Annotated in this window: 19 protein-coding genes and 1 riboswitch; of the genes, 11 read left to right on the plus strand and 8 right to left on the minus strand. The window is 28.7% G+C overall.

The genetic code is table 11. From position 1 onward, the window contains the following. From rpsR to MKD41_RS03400, 3 genes are all read left to right on the plus strand, one after another. Complete coding sequence (gene rpsR, locus MKD41_RS03390) at nucleotides 1-294, plus strand: 30S ribosomal protein S18 (protein WP_111708427.1); 294 nt, start codon at nucleotides 1-3, stop codon at nucleotides 292-294. Between the two features lie 14 nt (nucleotides 295-308). Beyond that, the gene (rplI, locus tag MKD41_RS03395) at nucleotides 309-761 is read left to right on the plus strand and encodes a 50S ribosomal protein L9 (protein ID WP_240244036.1); all 453 of its coding nucleotides are present in this window, start codon (nucleotides 309-311) and stop codon (nucleotides 759-761) included. Between the two features lie 106 nt (nucleotides 762-867). Further along, nucleotides 868-1338, plus strand: a complete 471-nt coding sequence (locus MKD41_RS03400; RefSeq protein ID WP_240244037.1) for a DUF6495 family protein — start codon at nucleotides 868-870, stop codon at nucleotides 1336-1338. On the opposite strand, the gene MKD41_RS03405 is transcribed toward MKD41_RS03400, so the two are convergent. After that, nucleotides 1316-2002 carry an SIR2 family NAD-dependent protein deacylase gene (locus MKD41_RS03405; protein ID WP_240244038.1) on the minus strand — a complete coding sequence of 229 codons (687 nt, stop codon included), beginning with the start codon at nucleotides 2000-2002 and terminating at the stop codon, nucleotides 1316-1318. The two genes, MKD41_RS03400 and MKD41_RS03405, sit on opposite strands and share 23 nt — an antisense overlap. An 87-nt stretch (nucleotides 2003-2089) precedes the next feature. Here MKD41_RS03405 and MKD41_RS03410 point away from each other — a divergent pair, with 87 nt between their 5' ends. Beyond that, nucleotides 2090-2767 (plus strand): TrmH family RNA methyltransferase, encoded by a 678-nt coding sequence (locus MKD41_RS03410; RefSeq protein WP_240244039.1) that lies wholly within the window; start codon nucleotides 2090-2092, stop codon nucleotides 2765-2767. 64 nt (nucleotides 2768-2831) lie between these two features. Here MKD41_RS03410 and MKD41_RS03415 read toward each other — a convergent pair whose 3' ends face one another. From MKD41_RS03415 to MKD41_RS03435, 5 genes are all read right to left on the minus strand, one after another. After that, nucleotides 2832-4136 (minus strand): DUF5074 domain-containing protein, encoded by a 1305-nt coding sequence (locus tag MKD41_RS03415; protein ID WP_240244040.1) that lies wholly within the window; start codon nucleotides 4134-4136, stop codon nucleotides 2832-2834. 101 nt (nucleotides 4137-4237) lie between these two features. Then, nucleotides 4238-4432: riboswitch (cobalamin riboswitch) on the minus strand. A 153-nt stretch (nucleotides 4433-4585) separates the two neighbouring features. After that, complete coding sequence (locus MKD41_RS03420) at nucleotides 4586-4957, minus strand: hypothetical protein (protein WP_240244041.1); 372 nt, start codon at nucleotides 4955-4957, stop codon at nucleotides 4586-4588. A 1-nt stretch (nucleotide 4958) separates the two neighbouring features. Then, nucleotides 4959-6161 (minus strand): alanine dehydrogenase, encoded by a 1203-nt coding sequence (locus tag MKD41_RS03425; protein ID WP_240244042.1) that lies wholly within the window; start codon nucleotides 6159-6161, stop codon nucleotides 4959-4961. Further along, complete coding sequence (tsaE, locus tag MKD41_RS03430; RefSeq protein WP_240244043.1) at nucleotides 6154-6570, minus strand: tRNA (adenosine(37)-N6)-threonylcarbamoyltransferase complex ATPase subunit type 1 TsaE; 417 nt, start codon at nucleotides 6568-6570, stop codon at nucleotides 6154-6156. The genes MKD41_RS03425 and tsaE overlap by 8 nt, the downstream gene beginning before the upstream one ends. A 179-nt stretch (nucleotides 6571-6749) precedes the next feature. Next, nucleotides 6750-8300 (minus strand): bifunctional response regulator/alkaline phosphatase family protein, encoded by a 1551-nt coding sequence (locus MKD41_RS03435; protein WP_240244044.1) that lies wholly within the window; start codon nucleotides 8298-8300, stop codon nucleotides 6750-6752. Between the two features lie 41 nt (nucleotides 8301-8341). Here MKD41_RS03435 and MKD41_RS03440 point away from each other — a divergent pair, with 41 nt between their 5' ends. The 7 genes from MKD41_RS03440 to sucD all read left to right on the plus strand — a co-directional run bounded on the left by MKD41_RS03440 (nucleotide 8342) and on the right by sucD (nucleotide 15346). Next, on the plus strand, nucleotides 8342-9571 hold the full coding sequence (locus MKD41_RS03440; RefSeq protein ID WP_240244045.1) for an HD domain-containing protein: 1230 nt from the start codon (nucleotides 8342-8344) through the stop codon (nucleotides 9569-9571). Nucleotides 9572-9604: 33 nt separating this feature from the next. Continuing rightward, nucleotides 9605-10648, plus strand: a complete 1044-nt coding sequence (lpxD, locus tag MKD41_RS03445; RefSeq protein WP_240244046.1) for a UDP-3-O-(3-hydroxymyristoyl)glucosamine N-acyltransferase — start codon at nucleotides 9605-9607, stop codon at nucleotides 10646-10648. Beyond that, nucleotides 10638-12035: a bifunctional UDP-3-O-[3-hydroxymyristoyl] N-acetylglucosamine deacetylase/3-hydroxyacyl-ACP dehydratase gene (locus MKD41_RS03450; RefSeq protein WP_240244047.1), complete on the plus strand. Its 1398-nt coding sequence runs from the start codon at nucleotides 10638-10640 to the stop codon at nucleotides 12033-12035. The genes lpxD and MKD41_RS03450 overlap by 11 nt, the downstream gene beginning before the upstream one ends. Next, a complete protein-coding gene (lpxA, locus tag MKD41_RS03455; RefSeq protein ID WP_240244048.1) occupies nucleotides 12035-12817 on the plus strand; it encodes an acyl-ACP--UDP-N-acetylglucosamine O-acyltransferase in 783 nt (260 codons plus the stop codon). Before MKD41_RS03450 ends, lpxA begins: the two co-directional genes overlap by 1 nt. Before the next feature lie 99 nt (nucleotides 12818-12916). Then, on the plus strand, nucleotides 12917-13483 hold the full coding sequence (efp, locus tag MKD41_RS03460) for an elongation factor P (protein WP_240244049.1): 567 nt from the start codon (nucleotides 12917-12919) through the stop codon (nucleotides 13481-13483). A 4-nt stretch (nucleotides 13484-13487) separates the two neighbouring features. Further along, nucleotides 13488-14411 carry a UDP-3-O-(3-hydroxymyristoyl)glucosamine N-acyltransferase gene (locus tag MKD41_RS03465; protein ID WP_240244050.1) on the plus strand — a complete coding sequence of 308 codons (924 nt, stop codon included), beginning with the start codon at nucleotides 13488-13490 and terminating at the stop codon, nucleotides 14409-14411. A gap of 62 nt (nucleotides 14412-14473) precedes the next feature. Next, a complete protein-coding gene (gene sucD, locus MKD41_RS03470) occupies nucleotides 14474-15346 on the plus strand; it encodes a succinate--CoA ligase subunit alpha (RefSeq protein WP_240244051.1) in 873 nt (290 codons plus the stop codon). 84 nt (nucleotides 15347-15430) lie between these two features. Here sucD and MKD41_RS03475 read toward each other — a convergent pair whose 3' ends face one another. After that, nucleotides 15431-16258: a carboxypeptidase-like regulatory domain-containing protein gene (locus tag MKD41_RS03475; protein ID WP_240244052.1), complete on the minus strand. Its 828-nt coding sequence runs from the start codon at nucleotides 16256-16258 to the stop codon at nucleotides 15431-15433. Nucleotides 16259-16385: 127 nt separating this feature from the next. After that, a complete protein-coding gene (locus MKD41_RS03480; protein WP_240244053.1) occupies nucleotides 16386-17081 on the minus strand; it encodes a SusE domain-containing protein in 696 nt (231 codons plus the stop codon). Nucleotides 17082-17600 lie beyond the last annotated feature (519 nt).

Here is a 17600-nt window from a genome sequence, read left to right on the forward strand (position 1 = left end):
ATGTCTATAGAACAACAAGCAAAAGGAGGAAAACAAGGTGATGTTCGTTACCTAACTCCACTAGATATTGACACTAAACAAGTAAAAAAATACTGTCGTTTTAAAAAGAATGGTATCAAATATATTGACTATAAAGATGCTGACTTTTTATTATACTTAGTAAACGAACAAGGTAAAATTTTACCACGTCGTTTAACAGGTACTTCATTAAAATACCAACGTAAAGTTTCTGTAGCTATTAAAAGAGCTCGTCACTTAGCTTTAATGCCATATGTTGGCGATATGTTAAAATAAAACTGAAAGGAATCATGGATATTATATTAAAACAAGACGTTGAAAACTTAGGTTTTATAGATGATATTGTTACTGTAAAGAATGGTTACGGTCGTAACTATTTAATTCCTCAGGGATTTGCAGTATTAGCAACTTCATCAGCTAAAAAAGTATTAGCAGAAACTTTAAAGCAACGCGCTTACAAAGAAGAAAAACTAATAAAAGATGCAACTAAAATTGCAGATGCTATTAAAGAATTAGAAATTAAAATTTCTGCCAAAACTGGTGACGGAACTAAATTGTTTGGTTCTGTAAACAATGGAAATGTATCAGAAGCATTAGCTGCAGCTGGTCACGAAGTTGATAAAAAATACATCAAAGTTGAAGGTGGAAATATTAAAAGACTTGGTAAATACAATGCAACTATTAGATTACATAGAGCTGTAATTGTTGAATTACCTGTTGAAATAATTGCAGAAGACAAATAAAATCGTAAGATTTTTATATATTTAAGCCGCCCAATTTGGGCGGTTTTTTTTTGATAGCTAAGTAACAAAATTGATTTTTTTTAGTTTTATTTAAACTTAATTACCTATGAAATACAGACAATTAACAAAAGAACAATTATTAGAATTGCATGAAGAATTTGCTAAATTTTTAGCAACACAGCAAATAGATGTTAAGGAATGGAAAACTATTAAAGTTGAAAAACCTGAAGTTGCAGATGAAGAATTAAATATTTTTAGTGATCTTGTTTGGGAAGATGTACTTTCAAAAACTAAATATTTAGAACATATTTCTAAAAATGATATCAATCTTTTTAAATGCTCTTCAAAAGAAATAATTAGAATTTACATAAAATTAAACGATACAACTAAAAGTTTTTTAGATACAAACGATTTTAATTGGTTTTTAAAAAATCCTGTAAATGATAGTATTGATTATTTTAAAGCTTCAAAAAAATATGCCGAAGAACGTAACTTAGAAATTTTTAAGTTAATTGAAATGGGAAGTGTAATTTCAAAAGGAGATTTATTTAAGGCTACAAGTCAATTAATTCAGTAACTACTTTAGCAACTCCTGTACTAGCTTTTTCAGAAATAACTGTTAAGTTTGGAAAGTAATTTTTTTGAATTGCAGGTTTTGGATCAATAAAATAAACTGGAATTTTAGGCTCTATAAAATTAATTAAGTTAGCAGCTGGATATACCTGCATAGATGTTCCAATAATAATAAGTATATCTGCTTTAGATGTTATTTCTATTGCTTTTTCTAACATAGGAACTTCTTCTCCAAACCAAACAATATGTGGTCTTAATTGCGAATGGTCTTCACATAAATCACCTAATAAAAGATCTTTTTTCCAAGAATAAATTAAGTTAGGGTTTTTAGTGCTTCTAACTTTTAATAATTCTCCGTGTAAATGCAATACGTTTTTGCTGCCTGCGCGCTCGTGTAAATCGTCTACATTTTGCGTAATTATGTTTACTTGATATTTATTTTCTAATAAAACTAATGATTTATGAGCTAAATTTGGAGCTACAGATAATAATTGTTGTCTTCGTTTATTGTAAAAATCTAAAACCAGTTCTTTATTTTTATTCCAACCAATAGGAGATGCTACTTCCATAACATCGTGTCCTTCCCAAAGTCCGTCGCTACCTCTAAATGTATTAATTCCACTTTCTGCGCTAATTCCTGCGCCAGTTAGTATTACAACTTTTTTCATATAAATGTTTTAGAGTTTTAATAAATGCTATTTCGAATTTTTATTATTCAAAAGTAAAGATTTATCTTTGAAAAAAGATAATTTTAGATGGTAGATGAGAAGTATATTGAATATTTAGAGCAATTTGTTACTGAAAAAAGAAGAAACCTATTTGAAAAGGTGTTAAGCGAACGTACAAGACATTTTACGGTTGCAATTGAAGATATTTTTCAACCTCATAATGCGAGTGCTGTTGTAAGAACTTGTGATATTTTTGGAATTCAAGATATGCATGTAATTGAGAATAAATATAAATTTTATGCATCTAGATTGGTTGCAAAAGGAGCTCAGAAATGGATTGACTTTTCGATGTATAATCAAAAAAACACCAATAATACACTAGATTGTATTTCGGCTTTAAAAGAAAAAGGCTATAAAATAATTGCAACTACACCACATAATGAATCTTGTTTATTGCAAGATTTTGATATTTTAGAAAAAGCAGCGTTCTTTTTTGGAGTTGAAAAAGAAGGACTTTCTAAAGATGTGATGGATAATGCAGATGGTTATTTAAAAATACCAATGGTTGGTTTTACAGAGAGTTTAAATATCTCTGTTGCTGCTGCAATTATTCTTCAAAATATGAATCAGAAATTAAAAGCCTCAACTATTGATTGGCAACTAACAGAAATTGAGAAAAGAGAAAAATATCAAGATTGGTTAGAGAAATCCATTAAAAGTATTAGAAAAATAAAGGAAGTATATTTTAATGAAAATAAACTTTAAAATAAAAAAAGTAGTTAATTATACATATTAACTACTTTTTTATAAAAATTAAGCTGCTTTTTGTTTATTGATATAATTCTTTATAATTAAAAACAAAGTCAGTAGGAGCAGTTCCTATGTTCTCAAACTTATTTAATTCTTCGCCTTCTTCATTAAAAATTAGCATTACACTATTACTCATATCAAAAAAGTCTGTTACACCGGCTAAATAAATGTCTCCAGTTTTAGGATGAATTTTAAGAGCTGTAGTAAAAAACAGGTTGTAATTAAATGGTGTTATAAATAATTCTTGAGTTTTATTTTCGCTATCAAAACGATGAATGTTTCCTGTTGAAGTTTCTTGCCAATAAAAATATTTTGAATTAGCTGAAGTCAACATTCCATTACGATATAATTTTACATCAGTACCTAATTTTACGGTTTCTGCAATAGATAAATCAGCGTTTAATTTTACAAATGTAGCTTCTTCATTTCTACCTTCTGTAGCAATCCAAATATTGTTATTTGGATCGGTAACAATTCCTGAAACATTATCTGAAAATGTAAGTATTTCATTTACAGACTCAGTAGTTGTATCAAATTCTTTTACTGAATTTCCATCAGCAATAAGTAATTTATTTTCTATAGCTAAAACAGCCGATTGTATAGCAGGAACATCTGAAATACCATCTATTTTATTTTGAATTGCAGCATTTGTAAAATCTACATTATAAAGTAATCTGGTATTACTGTAAGCGCTTAAAATATATGCTTTATCATTATCTACTAGTGAAATATATGCTGGATTTCTAGCTTCAGAAGTAGAAATAGTTTCTTCAAGTTTTAAAGTTTCAGCATTTGTAACAGTTATATAGTTAGCACCACTTTGTGAAACGAAGTAAAGTTTATTATCTGAAATTTGTCCACTAATTAAATCGGTTCCTAATGTTTTATCTGGATTTTCTAGTTGAAAAACTTTAGATGTAAATATTGAATCTTTTAAGAATCCAACAGTTCCATTATCATTTTCAGAAGAAGCAGAAACAATAAAAACACCTTCGGCATATTTTCCAAAAACACGGATGTTATATATTAAGGTTTCTTTACCTGCTGAATTTTCAACAACTAATTTTAATTCGTTTTCACCAATTGAATTTGATAAGAAAGTATATGTTGGTTCAGTTGATACAATTTCATCATTTAGAAACCAATTTATAGTAGTTTCTGTTAAATTTTCTATTTCAGGGTTCAATACTATTGCTTCTTCAAAATCTAATTGGTAATTTGTTTTTTGAACTAAAATTTTTGGGGAAAATAGCGAATTGTCTTCAGAACAAGACATAAAAACAAGTGTAAACAGCGTTATACTGAAAATTAATTTAAGTTTCATTTTATTTGTTAATTTATATGGTTACAACAATATAAACCTTAGGTAATAAATATGGTAGTATACAATAACGTACCATAAGCTTTTATTCCCGAAAGCTTTGATATTTAATATGTATTTAGGCAGGTTTCCTGACTGATTTCAGCTTTATTTACCTTCCCATTTAAAAAAACAGTGGTTGTGGTAAAGCCATTTCGGTGAAAAAATCACCTGTGAAATTTACAGTAGCGGGTACTGTTCAGAGTTTTCATCTGATTCCCTTTTAAACTTATAAAGTCACCTAAAAACGCCGCAAAGTTAATTGTTTTTTTCCTAATTAATTTCCTTTTAGATATAATAAAAAAGAAACAATTTAAGTAGTGTTAAGTGTCAATTAGTTATGTTTAAAAGTATAGTGAAGTATTGTTTTAAATAGGTGTTATTTTGTGTAAATAGCTACTTAAACTTGGGTTTTATTCAACTTTAATAGCTTTAATAATAGCATTAGATTCACAATTAATAACTGTAAGTGTAATGTTTTTTAGGCTATCAATTCCTTTGATATTATATTGATATAGGCAACTGTCTAATTTAATTTTATGAGCTAAATCTACATCTCCATTCTTTAGGATTTGAGAAATATATGCGGTATCAATTTTTTTGGTATTTAAAATAGTCAATGCATTTTCTGAAAAAATACGTTCTTTAGCTCTAATATTTTTTAATACACGTGCATTTGGACCGTAATCAAAAGTAGTATTTTTTTTACCCCAAATAAATACTACAATAATGGTTCCTATAATTAATCCGCCTAAAAAGTATGGCAATCGTTGTTTAAAAGTCATATTATAAAAATAATAAATTTACATCTCTAAAAGGAATATTAAACCAATCTGCAACAGATTTGTTAGTTAAGATTCCGTGGTAAAAATACATACCTTTTTGTAAACTTTTGTCATATCTAACAGCATTTTCAAATCCACCTTCTTCAGCAATATTAGAAAGGTAAGGTGTAAAAATGTTACTTATTGATACTGAAGCAGTTCTTGAGTATCTAGAAGGGATATTTGGAACACAATAATGAGAAACCCCATATTTTTCTATAATTGGATTTTTATGTGTAGTAACTTCAGAAGTTTCAAAACAACCTCCACGATCTATACTAACATCAACAATAACAGCACCCGTTTTCATTTGTTCAACCATTTCTTCTGTAACAATTACAGGGCAACGAGAATTACCTCTAATGGCACCAATAGCTATATCGCAACGCATTAAAGCTTTTTGAAGTGTTTTAGGTTGTATAGTTGATGTGTAAATGGGTCTACCTAAATTGTGTTGAATTGTTCTTAATTTTGTTATTGAATTATCAAAAACTTTTACATTTGCTCCTAAACCAATGGCCGAACGAGCTGCAAATTCAGCAACTGTTCCTGCACCTAAAATAACCACTTCGGTAGGAGGGACTCCATTAATATTTCCTAATAGTAATCCGTTACCTTCTTTATCGTTACTCATTATTTCCGCAGCAATTAAAATTGAGGCGGTACCTGCAATTTCACTTAAAGATTTTACAACTGAATAAATACCATGTTCATCTCTAATATAGTCAAATGCAATAGCTGTAATGCGTTTACTAGCTAAGGCTTCAAAATATTTTTTAGATTGCGTTTTAAGTTGTAATGCAGAAAATATAATGCTTTGCGGGTTAATTAATTTAATTTCCTCTAAGGATGGTGGTTCTACTTTTAAAATAATATGGCATCCAAAAACTTCTTTAATATCGTATGATATTTTAGCGCCAGCTTCAGAATATTCTTTATCAGAAAAATTAGCACCATCACCAGCGCCTGTTTCAATAATAAATTTATGCCCTTGGTTGGTTAATGCTGCAACTGCATCTGGCGTTAAGCAAACACGTTTTTCTTGGTAGTGTGTTTCTTTAGGGATTCCAACAACAAGTTCGCCTTTTTGTTTTGAAATTTCTAAAGTTTCCTCTAAAGGAATTAATTCGTGCTTACTAAATGGTGAAGTAATTTGTTTACCCATTATTTATAACTTCTATAGTTCGTAGTTGTTTTTTTGATGTGGTAATTTTAATTATTACCGAGTTTAAAGGTAGTAAATTTTCTACTTTATTTGGCCATTCTACTAAACACCAATTATTACTGTAAAAATATTCTTCAATTCCCATATCCATAGCTTCTTCTTCTTCTTCAATTCTATAAAAATCGAAATGATAAACTTTTTCGTTTTTTAAAGTATGGTATTCGTTTACTAAGGAAAAAGTAGGGGAGCTTACGGTATCTAAAACACCTAATTTTTTAACAATTTCTTTTATAAGAGTAGTTTTTCCAACTCCCATATCACCATAAAAAAGGAGAATTTTATTTTTTGAAAATTTAAGAACTTCTTCAGCAATTTTTGGAAGTTGTTCTAGTGTGTAATTTTTTATCATACGCGTACTTAATGTTTAATGGTTGATTTGTTGAACTGTTTAATTGTTAGTTTTAATGGTCGTCAAATCTGAATTTATTTCAGCATCTCACGTTTAGTAACTAACTATAATGAGAGACTGAATCAAGTTCAGGGTGACGAATTTTATTGGCTTTTATTACTAAATTCAACCTCTCAACTTTATTTCGGTACAAATATAGCACAAGGAATTATCATTTCCTCTAAAGAAATTCCACCATGTTGGTAGGTATTTCTGTAATATTTTACAAAATGATTGTAATTGTTTGGATATGCAAAAAAGTAATCTTCTTTTGCAAAAATAAATGAACTATTTAAACTTAAAGAAGGTAATAAAATGTCTTTCGGATTTTTAACTGCGTATACTTCTTTGTTTTCGTAAGAAAGACTTTTGCCTGTTTTATACCTTAAATTTGAACTAATATTTTTATCGCCAATTACTTTTGAAGGAGCTTTAGAATTTATGGTACCGTGGTCTGTAGTAATAATTAATTTTAATCCTAATTTTTGTGCTTTTTGAATCATATCTAACAACGGAGAGTTTAAGAACCAGCTATTTGTTAAAGATCTATAGGCTTTATCGTCACTAGCTAATTCTTTAATAACTTCCATTTCTGTTTTGGCATGAGAGATCATATCAACAAAATTATAGACAATAACAGTTAAATCATTTTCTTTTAAAGTGTTAAAATTATCTGCTAAATGTTTACCAGACTTTAAATTGGTTATTTTATAATATTCAAATTTAATAGTTTCTCTAAGTCGTTTTAATTGTGCTTCTAAAAACTCTTTTTCGTGTAAATTTTTACCGCCTTCATCTGTGTCGTTTTTCCATAAATCTGGATGTTTTTGCTCCATTTCTAAAGGCATTAAGCCAGAGAAAATAGCATTTCTAGCATATTGTGTAGCTGTAGGTAAAATACTTAAATAAGGTATTTCTTGTTGTTTTTTGTAGTATTTATTAATTGTTTTTTCAATAATATTAAATTGGTCGTAACGTAAATTATCAATTACAACTAGCAGTGTTCCTTTTGAGTTTTTAACTTCAGGAATTATTATTTTTTTAAATAAGGTATTTGATAAGATTGGAGCTTCTTCGGCATTATTAATCCAATCTTTATAATTTTTTTTGATAAATTTAAAAAATAAAGAATTTGCTTCTTGCTTCTGACTTTCTAGAATTTCAACCATTCCAGAATCATTAATATTTTCTAATTCTAGCTCCCAATAAACTAATTTTTTATAAACAGTAATCCATTCTTCATAAGAATTTACCATTGCCAAATCCATTGCAATTTTTCTAAATTCCTGCTGATAATTAGAAGTTGTTTTTTCTGAAACCAAGCGAGAAAGGTCTAAATTCTTTTTAAGGCTTAGTAAAATTTGATTTGGATTTACGGGTTTTATTAAGTAATCTGCAATTTTATTACCAATGGCATCTTCCATAATATATTCTTCTTCACTTTTAGTAATCATTACTATTGGAAGATTGGCACGTTTGCTTTTAATTTCAGTTAAAGTTTCTAGCCCACTTAAACCAGGCATGTTTTCATCTAAAAAAACAATATCGTAATTATTTTCTTCACATAAATCAATGGCATCAGCACCATTATTACACTTTGTAACCGCATATCCTTTTTTTTCTAAGAATAGAATGTGTGGTTTTAGTAAATCAATTTCATCATCTACCCATAAAATACTTATTTCACTCATATTGTTTGTTATATTTGTACTGTTATTAAAAAATAATTGTTTTGAACGAAAAAAACACGAACAAACTTAAAATATTAAACGATCCAATTTACGGTTTTATTACGATTCCGAATGCTTTAATATACGATTTAATAGAACATCCTTATTTTCAGCGCTTAAGAAGAATATCTCAAATGGGGATGTCTTATTTAGTATATCCTGGTGCACATCATACACGGTTTCATCATGCTTTGGGTTGTATGCATTTAATGCAAAAAACGGTCCATATTTTAAAATTTAAAGGTGTAGAAATTTCAGATGAAGAGGCAAATGCACTTTACATAGCTATTTTATTACATGATATTGGACACGGACCTTTTTCACATGCCTTAGAAAAAAGTATTGCTACAGGTATAAATCATGAAACAATTTCATTAAAATTTATGGAAGCGTTAAATGTCGATTTTAAAGGTAAATTAAGTTTAGCTATAACTATTTTTAAAGGAGATTATCATCGTAAATTTTTATATCAATTAATTGCAAGTCAGTTAGATATGGATCGGTTAGATTATTTAAAAAGAGATAGTTTTTATACGGGTGTTTCTGAAGGAAATATAAATTCTGAACGATTAATAACCATGTTAAATGTAATAGATGATGAATTAGTTGTTGAAGAAAAAGGTATTTATTCTGTAGAAAAATTTATTGTTGCAAGACGTTTAATGTATTGGCAAGTTTATTTGCATAAAACAGGCTTAGGAGCTGAAAAACAGTTAGAAAGAGTGTTAATGCGTGCAAAAGAATTAGTGTTAAACGGAGCTAAATTACCTGCTAGTAAAGCATTTAATTACTTTTTAACCAACCAAATAGATGAAGCTAATTTTACTACAAATACATTAAAAATATTTGCCAAATTAGATAATTATGATGTTTTGGCTTCTATAAAAGAATGGATTTCTAACGATGATTTTATTCTTTCTAAACTCTCAGAAAGTTTAATTAATAGAATACTACCTAAAGTTGTATTGCAAAATAAACCCTTTAGAAAAGAAGAAGTTCAACGTGTTAAAGATCTTGTAAAAAATAATTTTAATCTAAGCAATAAAGAAGTTAATTATTTAGTTTATAATGGTAAAATTTGTAATCAGGCATACGATTCAACTAAAAATACAATAAAATTATTATTTAAAAATGGAGATGTTAAAGATGTTGTTGAAGTATCAGATCACTTTAATATTCAGGCACTTTCTAAACCTGTAAATAAGTATTATTTGTGTTATCCTAAGAAATAGGTATAATGATTCTTTTTTTTTACTTTTGCAACAATGAAATTTACAGCAAGTCAAATAGCAGAAATTTTAGGAGGTGAGATTTATGGCAATGCAGATGTTGAAGTATTTAAACTTTCTAAAATTGAAGAAGGGGAAAAGGGCTCTTTAACTTTTTTATCGAATCCAAAGTATACCCCATTTATATACTCAACAAAAGCATCAATTGCTATAGTTGGGAAAGATTTTATTCCTGAAAAGGAATTTGAAACTACACTTGTAAAGGTTGATGATGCATATCAATCTTTTGCATTATTATTAGAGTATTACAACCAGGCAAAACCTCAAAAAACAGGTATTGAACAGCCTTCGTATGTTAGTGATAACACCGAGATTCCAGAAGATATTTATATTGGAGCATTTGCTTATATAGGTGAAAATGTAACTATTGGAACAAACGTAAAAATTTATCCAAATGTATATATTGGAGACAATGTTAAGATTGGTGATAATGTAATATTTTTCTCTGGCGCAAAAATATATTCTGAAACAGAAATAGGGAATAACTGTGTTATAAACTCAGGAGCTATTATTGGAGCAGACGGTTTTGGTTTTGCACCTGATAAAGAAGGTGTTTATGGAAAAATACCTCAAATAGGAAATGTAATTATAGAAGATAATGTTGATATAGGTGCAGCAACCACAATTGATAGAGCAACTATGGGATCAACTATTATTAGAAGTGGTGTAAAGTTAGACAACCAAATTCAAGTTGCACACAATGTAGAAATAGGTAAAAATACCGTTATTGCAGCTCAATGTGGTATAGCGGGATCTTCTAAAATTGGTGAAAATTGTATGTTTGGAGGACAAGTAGGTGTTGCAGGACATTTAACCATTGGTAATAATGTAAAAATACAAGCACAATCTGGTATAAGTAAAAACATTAAAGATGGTGAAACTATACAAGGTACACCTGCATTTGGATACTCCGATTTTAATAAATCGTATGTGTATTTTAAAAAATTACCCGAACTTGTGGCAACTATTGATAGTTTAGAAAAAAGAGTAAAAGCTTTAAAAGAAAAATATGAGTACTAAACAAAAAACAATTAAAAAAGAGGTAACACTATCTGGTGTTGGTTTGCATACTGGAAATAAAGTTTCTATGACTTTTAAACCAGCGCCAATTAACTACGGATATGCTTTTGTTAGAATTGATTTGGAGGGAGAACCTGTAATTGAAGCAAGTGCCGAGTATGTAGTTAATACACAAAGAGGTACAAATTTAGAAAAAAGAGGTGTTTTTGTAAACACTTCAGAACACGTATTAGCTGCAGTTGTTGCATTAGATATAGATAATATTTGTATAGAAATAAATAGTGCAGAACCACCAATTATGGATGGCTCTTCAAAACAATTTATTGAAGCGCTTGAAAAAGCTGGAATTCAAGAACAAGATGCAGAAAGAGAAGAATATGTAGTAAAAGAGATTGTTTCATATAAAGATGAAACTACTGGAAGTGAAATTATTTTAATGCCTTCAGATGAATATCAAATTACTGCAATGGTAGATTTTGGAACTAAAGTTTTAGGAACTCAAAATGCTACTCTAAATTCTTTAAAAGATTTTAAAGATGAAATTTCTAATGCACGTACTTTTAGTTTTTTACACGAATTAGAAACGTTATTAGACCATAATTTAATTAAAGGTGGAGATTTAAATAATGCCATAGTGTATGTGGATAAAGAAATCTCAGATGCAACTATGAATAAGTTGAAGAAAGCTTTTAATAAAGAAAATTTAACAGTAAAACCAAATGGAATTTTAGACAATCTAACTTTGCGTTGGGCTAATGAAGCAGCTAGACATAAACTATTAGATGTAATTGGAGATTTAGCTTTGGTTGGTACTAGAATTAGAGGAAAAGTTATTGCTAATAAACCAGGACATTTAATAAATACTACTTTTGCTAAAAAACTTCAAAAAATTATTAAGCAAGAAAAGAGAAATAAAGTCCCAACATTTGATTTAAATCAGCCGCCTTTAATGGATATTCATCAAATAATGAATATTCTACCACATAGACCTCCATTTTTATTAATTGATAGAATTATAGAATTATCTGATAAGCATGTTGTAGGAATGAAAAATGTTACAATGAATGAAAATTTCTTTGTCGGACATTTTCCTGGAGCACCTGTAATGCCAGGAGTACTTCAAGTAGAAGCTATGGCACAATGTGGAGGTGTATTAGTGTTGAGTACTGTTCCAGATCCTGAGAATTATTTAACATACTTTATGAAGATGGACAATGTTAAATTTAAACAAAAAGTATTACCAGGAGATACGTTAATTTTTAAAGCCGAATTAATGTCACCAATTAGACGTGGAATTTGTCATATGCAATCTTATGGTTATGCTAACGGAAAATTGGTTGTAGAAGCAGAACTAATGGCTCAAATTGCAAAAAAACCTAAAGAATAATGAATCAACCTTTAGCATATATACACCCTGGAGCCAAAATAGCTACCAATGTAGTAGTAGAACCATTTACTACAATTCATAACAATGTAATTATAGGATCTGGAACTTGGATTGGTTCTAATGTTACTATAATGGAAGGCGCAAGAATAGGAAAAAATTGTAGAATTTTTCCTGGTGCAGTAATTTCAGCAATTCCACAAGATTTAAAATTTGATGGAGAAGACTCTTTAGCAATTATTGGAGATAATACAACCATAAGAGAATGTTGTACAATAAATAGAGGAACTAAAGCATTGGGTAAAACCCAAATTGGAGACAATTGTTTAATAATGGCAACTTCACATGTTGCACATGATTGTATTATAGGAAATAATTGTATTTTAGCCAATGGTTCGGTAATTGCAGGACATGTAACAATAGGAGATTTTGCAATACTAAGTGGGTTAGTAGCTGTACATCAATTTATTCATATTGGAGAACATGCAATGGTTTCTGGAGGTTCTTTAGTAAGAAAAGATGTGCCACCTTATACCAAAGCAGGTAAAGAACCGCTTTCATATATTGGAATTAATTCAATTGGTTTAAGAAGACGAGGATTTGAAACTGAAAAAATTAGAGAAATTCAAAATGTCTTTAGGCTTTTATATCAAAAAAATTACAATACTTCACAAGCTGTTGAAATTATTGAAGCCGAAATGGAAGCAACAAAAGAGAGAGATCAAATATTACTTTTTATAAAAAACTCACAAAGAGGAATTATGAAAGGATATACCGGGAGTTGATAGTAAATTACCAATTATGGATTACGAATTTTAATTCTGTTCATAAAATTTTCAATTCTTTTAAAATTATAATTAAAACTTAGAACTTAAATAAAACAAATGGCAACAACATCAGATATAAGAAACGGACTATGTATTAAACATAATAATGATATTTTTAAAATAGTAGAATTTTTACACGTAAAACCGGGTAAAGGACCTGCATTTGTTAGAACTAAGCTAAAAAGTTTGTCAACAGGTAAATTATTAGATAATACATTTCCTGCAGGACGTAAAATTGAAGATATTAGAGTAGAAACTAGAAAATATCAGTTTTTATATCCAGAAGGTGATTTATTTCACTTTATGAATACAGAAGATTACAATCAAATAACACTAGGTAAAGAAACGCTTGACACACCAGATCTTTTAAAAGAAGGGGAAATAGTTACCGTAGTATTTAATACAGAAGATAGCATGCCTTTATCTGTAGAAATGCCTGCAAGTGTAATATTAGAAATAACACATACAGAGCCTGGAGTAAAAGGAAATACAGCTACAAACGCTACAAAACCTGCAACTGTTGAAACAGGTGCACAAATTAACGTACCGTTATTTATTAATGAAGGTGATAAAATTAAAATAGACACTTCAAAAAGCTCATACTTAGAAAGAGTTAAAGAGTAATTATATGAAATTTCCTCATAAATTTAGTTTAAAGGAAATTGCAAAATTATTAGAGGTTGAATATATCGGCGCTGATGATTTTCCAATTTATGGATGTAATGAAATACACGTTGTAGAAAGCGGAGATATTGTTTTTGTAGATCATCCTAAGTATTACGATAAGGCTTTAAAATCTAAGGCTACGGTTGTTTTAATTAATAAAAAAGTAGATTGCCCAGAAGGTAAAGCATTATTAATTTCTAAAGATCCATTTTCAGATTTTAATAAATTAACAAAGCACTTTAAAGCTTTTAAACCAGCAAATTCATCAATAGCACAATCTGCTTCAATAGGTGAGGGCACAATAATTCAACCAAATGTTTTTATAGGAAACAATGTTACAATTGGAAAAAATTGTATAATTCATCCTAATGTTACAATTTACGATGATTGTACAATTGGTAATAATGTAACAATACATTCAGGTTCTATATTAGGAGCAGATGCTTTTTATTATAAAAAACGTAAAACCGGTTATGATAAATTAATATCTGGAGGTAGTATTATAATAAAAGATAATGTAGATATTGGAGCGTCATGTACTATTGATAGAGGTGTTTCTGGAAATACAACAATTAATGAAGGTACAAAAATAGACAATCAGGTTCAAATAGGACATGACACTATTATTGGTAAAAAATGCTTAATAGCATCGCAAACTGGAATTGCAGGTTGTGTAATTATAGAAGATAATGTAACTTTATGGGGACAAGTTGGAACTAATAGTGGAATTACTATTGGTGAAAATGCAGTTGTTTTAGGTCAAACAGGTGTTACTAAATCTATAAAAGGAAATTTAACATATTTTGGCACACCTATAGAAGAATCAAGAAAAAAGTTAAAAGAAATAGTTGAAGTAAGACAATTATTAAAAAATCAAAAAAAATAAGTTTTATTTTAACTTAGAAAAAAATTACTTTTGTAATAATTTATAATATAAAATACATACAAATGAGCGTTTTAGTAAATAAAAATTCAAATATAATTGTCCAGGGTTTTACTGGTAGTGAAGGAACTTTTCACGCCTCACAAATGATTGAGTATGGAACAAATGTTGTTGGTGGTGTTACTCCAGGTAAAGGAGGGCAACTTCATTTAGAAAAGCCTGTTTTTAATACAGTACAAGACGCGGTAGATAAAGTTGCTGCAGATACATCAATTATATTTGTACCACCTGCTTTTGCTGCAGATGCAATAATGGAAGCAGCGGCAGCAGGAATTAAAGTAATTATTTGTATTACAGAAGGAATTCCAGTTGCAGATATGGTAAAAGTTAAAGCTTATATAGCAACTAAAGATTGTAGATTGGTTGGACCAAATTGTCCAGGTGTTATTACTCCTGAAGAAGCTAAAGTTGGTATTATGCCAGGTTTTATTTTTAAGAAAGGTGCTGTAGGTATTGTTTCTAAATCTGGAACTTTGACGTATGAAGCTGCTGATCAAGTTGTAAAACAAGGCTATGGAATTACAACAGCAATTGGTATTGGTGGTGATCCAATTATTGGAACTACTACAAAAGATGCCGTTGAATTATTGATGAATGATGAAGATACAAAATGTATTGTAATGATAGGTGAAATTGGTGGTCAATTAGAAGCTGAAGCAGCGCAATGGGTTAAAGCTACAGGGAATAAAAAACCAGTTGTAGGTTTTATAGCAGGACAAACTGCACCTAAAGGAAGAACAATGGGACATGCAGGAGCAATTGTTGGAGGTAAAGATGATACTGCACAAGCTAAAATGGAAATTTTAAAAGCAAACGGAATTCATGTTGTAGATTCACCTGCAAAAATTGGAGCTAAAGTTGCTGAAGTATTAGGATAAAACAATTTATCTATTTAAATAACATAAAAAAACCTTTGAATTTCAAAGGTTTTTTTGTGCTTTTATTATAGAATTTATAGCTGGTTATTTATCATCTGTAGTTTTTATAGTACTCCCTTTCTTTATGGCTTTGTAGTTTTCATAACATAATAATACAGCTTCAATTAATTGTAAATCACTAGCTTGTTTAATAAAATAATCAGAATAATTACATTCGTTAAGTAATTCTGTTAACTCAGTAGAATCCATCTCTAAATATTCCATCATTAATTCTCTATTAAATTTAGCTTCTAATTGTTCGCGTAATTCATCATTATCACGCATTTTTTTAAGCTTTTTTAGTTGTTTAGGCTTTTTTCCAAACATATTATAAACAAAATCAATTGGTTTAAATAAGGCGTCTACAGGAGAATTAAAATCTTTTCTTTGTCTTGTGCCACCAACTTCATAAGTTTGCGCTAAACCATTTATATGTATACGAGCATATTTGTCTTTAGGTACATTTTTAGCATCTATTTCTAAAACACCAATTAATTTATGAGATTTTACAACAACCTCACCAATTTCTTCTGCTTTTTCATATAATTCAATCACTAACTCATTTCCTTTTAATAAATCGTTAGTAATTTTTAATTTAATAGATTGGTGGCCTAAATAGGAAACATAAATTGTATCGCTTACAGTAATTGGAAGTTCAAAATTTCCATCATCATTTGTAATTGTTCCTATTACAGAGTTTAAATTAAATATATGTGCACCTTTTAAAGGTGTTTTATCTAGCTGATTTACTACTTGACCTTTTAAGACTGAAGATGATAGTGTTTTTTTTATAGTATCATTTTCAATTAACTCTTGTGAGAAATTATTTAAAGTTACAAAAAACAGAGCCGTATACAGTATTTTTTTTATCATATACAATTATAGTAATTATTAGTTATAAATTTAGTTAAAGAACTAAGAATATTTTAAATTTTAAAGAGCAAGAGCCTTTATTTAATAAAAAATAAAGGCTCTTTTTATTTCTATATAAATATTTTTATTAATCTGTTTTAAAATTCCAGATTTGACCAATGGTTTCACCACCTTTATCGTCTTTTACAACAACTTTCCAATAATAAGTTTTTGAATTACTTACATCTACACTAAAGGTTTTAGCTGTTTGATTTTCAGAAACAATTGTTGATGGTGTTTTAGAAGTTCCAAAATACACATCAAAACTAAGAGGGTCATTATCTACATCTGAAGCATTCCATTCTAAAATAGCGCTAGATTCTGTAACTGTAGCATTTAAAGTTGGAGCTATAATTTCTGGTGAAAATGGTAAATAGTTAGAAACACCTTCTCCTTCGGTATAAAAAGAATTAACACTAGAATAGCTACTTGATAAATTTTTAGTATCCTTAGCACTTACTCTCCAATAATAAGCAACACCTTTATCTAAAGAAATAGTTCTAGTTGTACTTGTATTAGATATAGATTGTACTATATCTGTAAATTGATTGTCTTTTGCTATTTGAATTTGATAAGAAACAACATCACCATCAGGGTCAGTTGCAGTATTCCATTCAAAATCAATTGTATTGTCTATACAAAGTAGATTGTTAGTTGGATATTTTAATGTTGGTATATTTGGTGCATTATTTACCGGTTCTGGTTCTGGAGAATCACTTCCTCCCGATCCACCACATGACCATAATAACGTAGTTAAAACTAATGTATATATGTATTTTTTCATTTTCTATAGATTAATGTGCTAAAATTAATGCTTTTTAAAATAGTAGCAAAACAAAGATGTATTAAATTTTTAATTTCAAGTTTTTTTATAACGTAACTAGAATTTGAATTAGTTTGTTTTATTTAGTTGTTAAAAAAAATATTATTTAATATTTTTTTTGAACTAATTAATTTACAAGTTTAATATTAGATATTTTGGATAATAAATTATTTTTCTTTTGTTGTTAAGTTGATTTATTCATCTAAATGCGTACCAAAATAAGCAGACATCCTATATGATTGTTCTGCTTTAATTAATAAATTAAATTGTTTAAAAATCCGTATCGGTTATTTAGGACTTACTATAGTAAATTAAATAATCATTGTAATTAAATAGTAAAGTTTGATGCTCTAATAATTTAATAAACATAAACCATTTTATAAGAAAGTAACTTATGATAGTTATCATAATGATTAATTAAAAATAAAATTAATTTTTTTATTTTGCTTTTAAAGGTTGTTAAGGTTGCTGTTATTTCAC

This window comes from Lutibacter sp. A64 (assembly GCF_022429565.1).
Lineage (GTDB): Bacteria > Bacteroidota > Bacteroidia > Flavobacteriales > Flavobacteriaceae > Lutibacter.

Bases quoted from the DNA above. Each gene is read 5' to 3' on its own strand.
- MKD41_RS03400 (WP_240244037.1), top strand. From the start codon at position 868: ATGAAATACAGACAATTAACAAAAGAACAATTATTAGAATTGCATGAA.
- efp (WP_240244049.1), top strand. From the start codon at position 12,917: ATGGCAACAACATCAGATATAAGAAACGGACTATGTATTAAACATAAT.
- MKD41_RS03435 (WP_240244044.1), bottom strand. From the start codon at position 8,300: ATGAGTGAAATAAGTATTTTATGGGTAGATGATGAAATTGATTTACTA.
- tsaE (WP_240244043.1), bottom strand. From the start codon at position 6,570: ATGATAAAAAATTACACACTAGAACAACTTCCAAAAATTGCTGAAGAA.
- sucD (WP_240244051.1), top strand. From the start codon at position 14,474: ATGAGCGTTTTAGTAAATAAAAATTCAAATATAATTGTCCAGGGTTTT.
- MKD41_RS03420 (WP_240244041.1), bottom strand. From the start codon at position 4,957: ATGACTTTTAAACAACGATTGCCATACTTTTTAGGCGGATTAATTATA.
- MKD41_RS03425 (WP_240244042.1), bottom strand. From the start codon at position 6,161: ATGGGTAAACAAATTACTTCACCATTTAGTAAGCACGAATTAATTCCT.
- MKD41_RS03475 (WP_240244052.1), bottom strand. From the start codon at position 16,258: ATGATAAAAAAAATACTGTATACGGCTCTGTTTTTTGTAACTTTAAAT.
- lpxD (WP_240244046.1), top strand. From the start codon at position 9,605: ATGAAATTTACAGCAAGTCAAATAGCAGAAATTTTAGGAGGTGAGATT.
- MKD41_RS03405 (WP_240244038.1), bottom strand. From the start codon at position 2,002: ATGAAAAAAGTTGTAATACTAACTGGCGCAGGAATTAGCGCAGAAAGT.
- lpxA (WP_240244048.1), top strand. From the start codon at position 12,035: ATGAATCAACCTTTAGCATATATACACCCTGGAGCCAAAATAGCTACC.
- MKD41_RS03410 (WP_240244039.1), top strand. From the start codon at position 2,090: ATGGTAGATGAGAAGTATATTGAATATTTAGAGCAATTTGTTACTGAA.
- MKD41_RS03450 (WP_240244047.1), top strand. From the start codon at position 10,638: ATGAGTACTAAACAAAAAACAATTAAAAAAGAGGTAACACTATCTGGT.
- rpsR (WP_111708427.1), top strand. From the start codon at position 1: ATGTCTATAGAACAACAAGCAAAAGGAGGAAAACAAGGTGATGTTCGT.
- MKD41_RS03465 (WP_240244050.1), top strand. From the start codon at position 13,488: ATGAAATTTCCTCATAAATTTAGTTTAAAGGAAATTGCAAAATTATTA.
- MKD41_RS03415 (WP_240244040.1), bottom strand. From the start codon at position 4,136: ATGAAACTTAAATTAATTTTCAGTATAACGCTGTTTACACTTGTTTTT.
- rplI (WP_240244036.1), top strand. From the start codon at position 309: ATGGATATTATATTAAAACAAGACGTTGAAAACTTAGGTTTTATAGAT.
- MKD41_RS03480 (WP_240244053.1), bottom strand. From the start codon at position 17,081: ATGAAAAAATACATATATACATTAGTTTTAACTACGTTATTATGGTCA.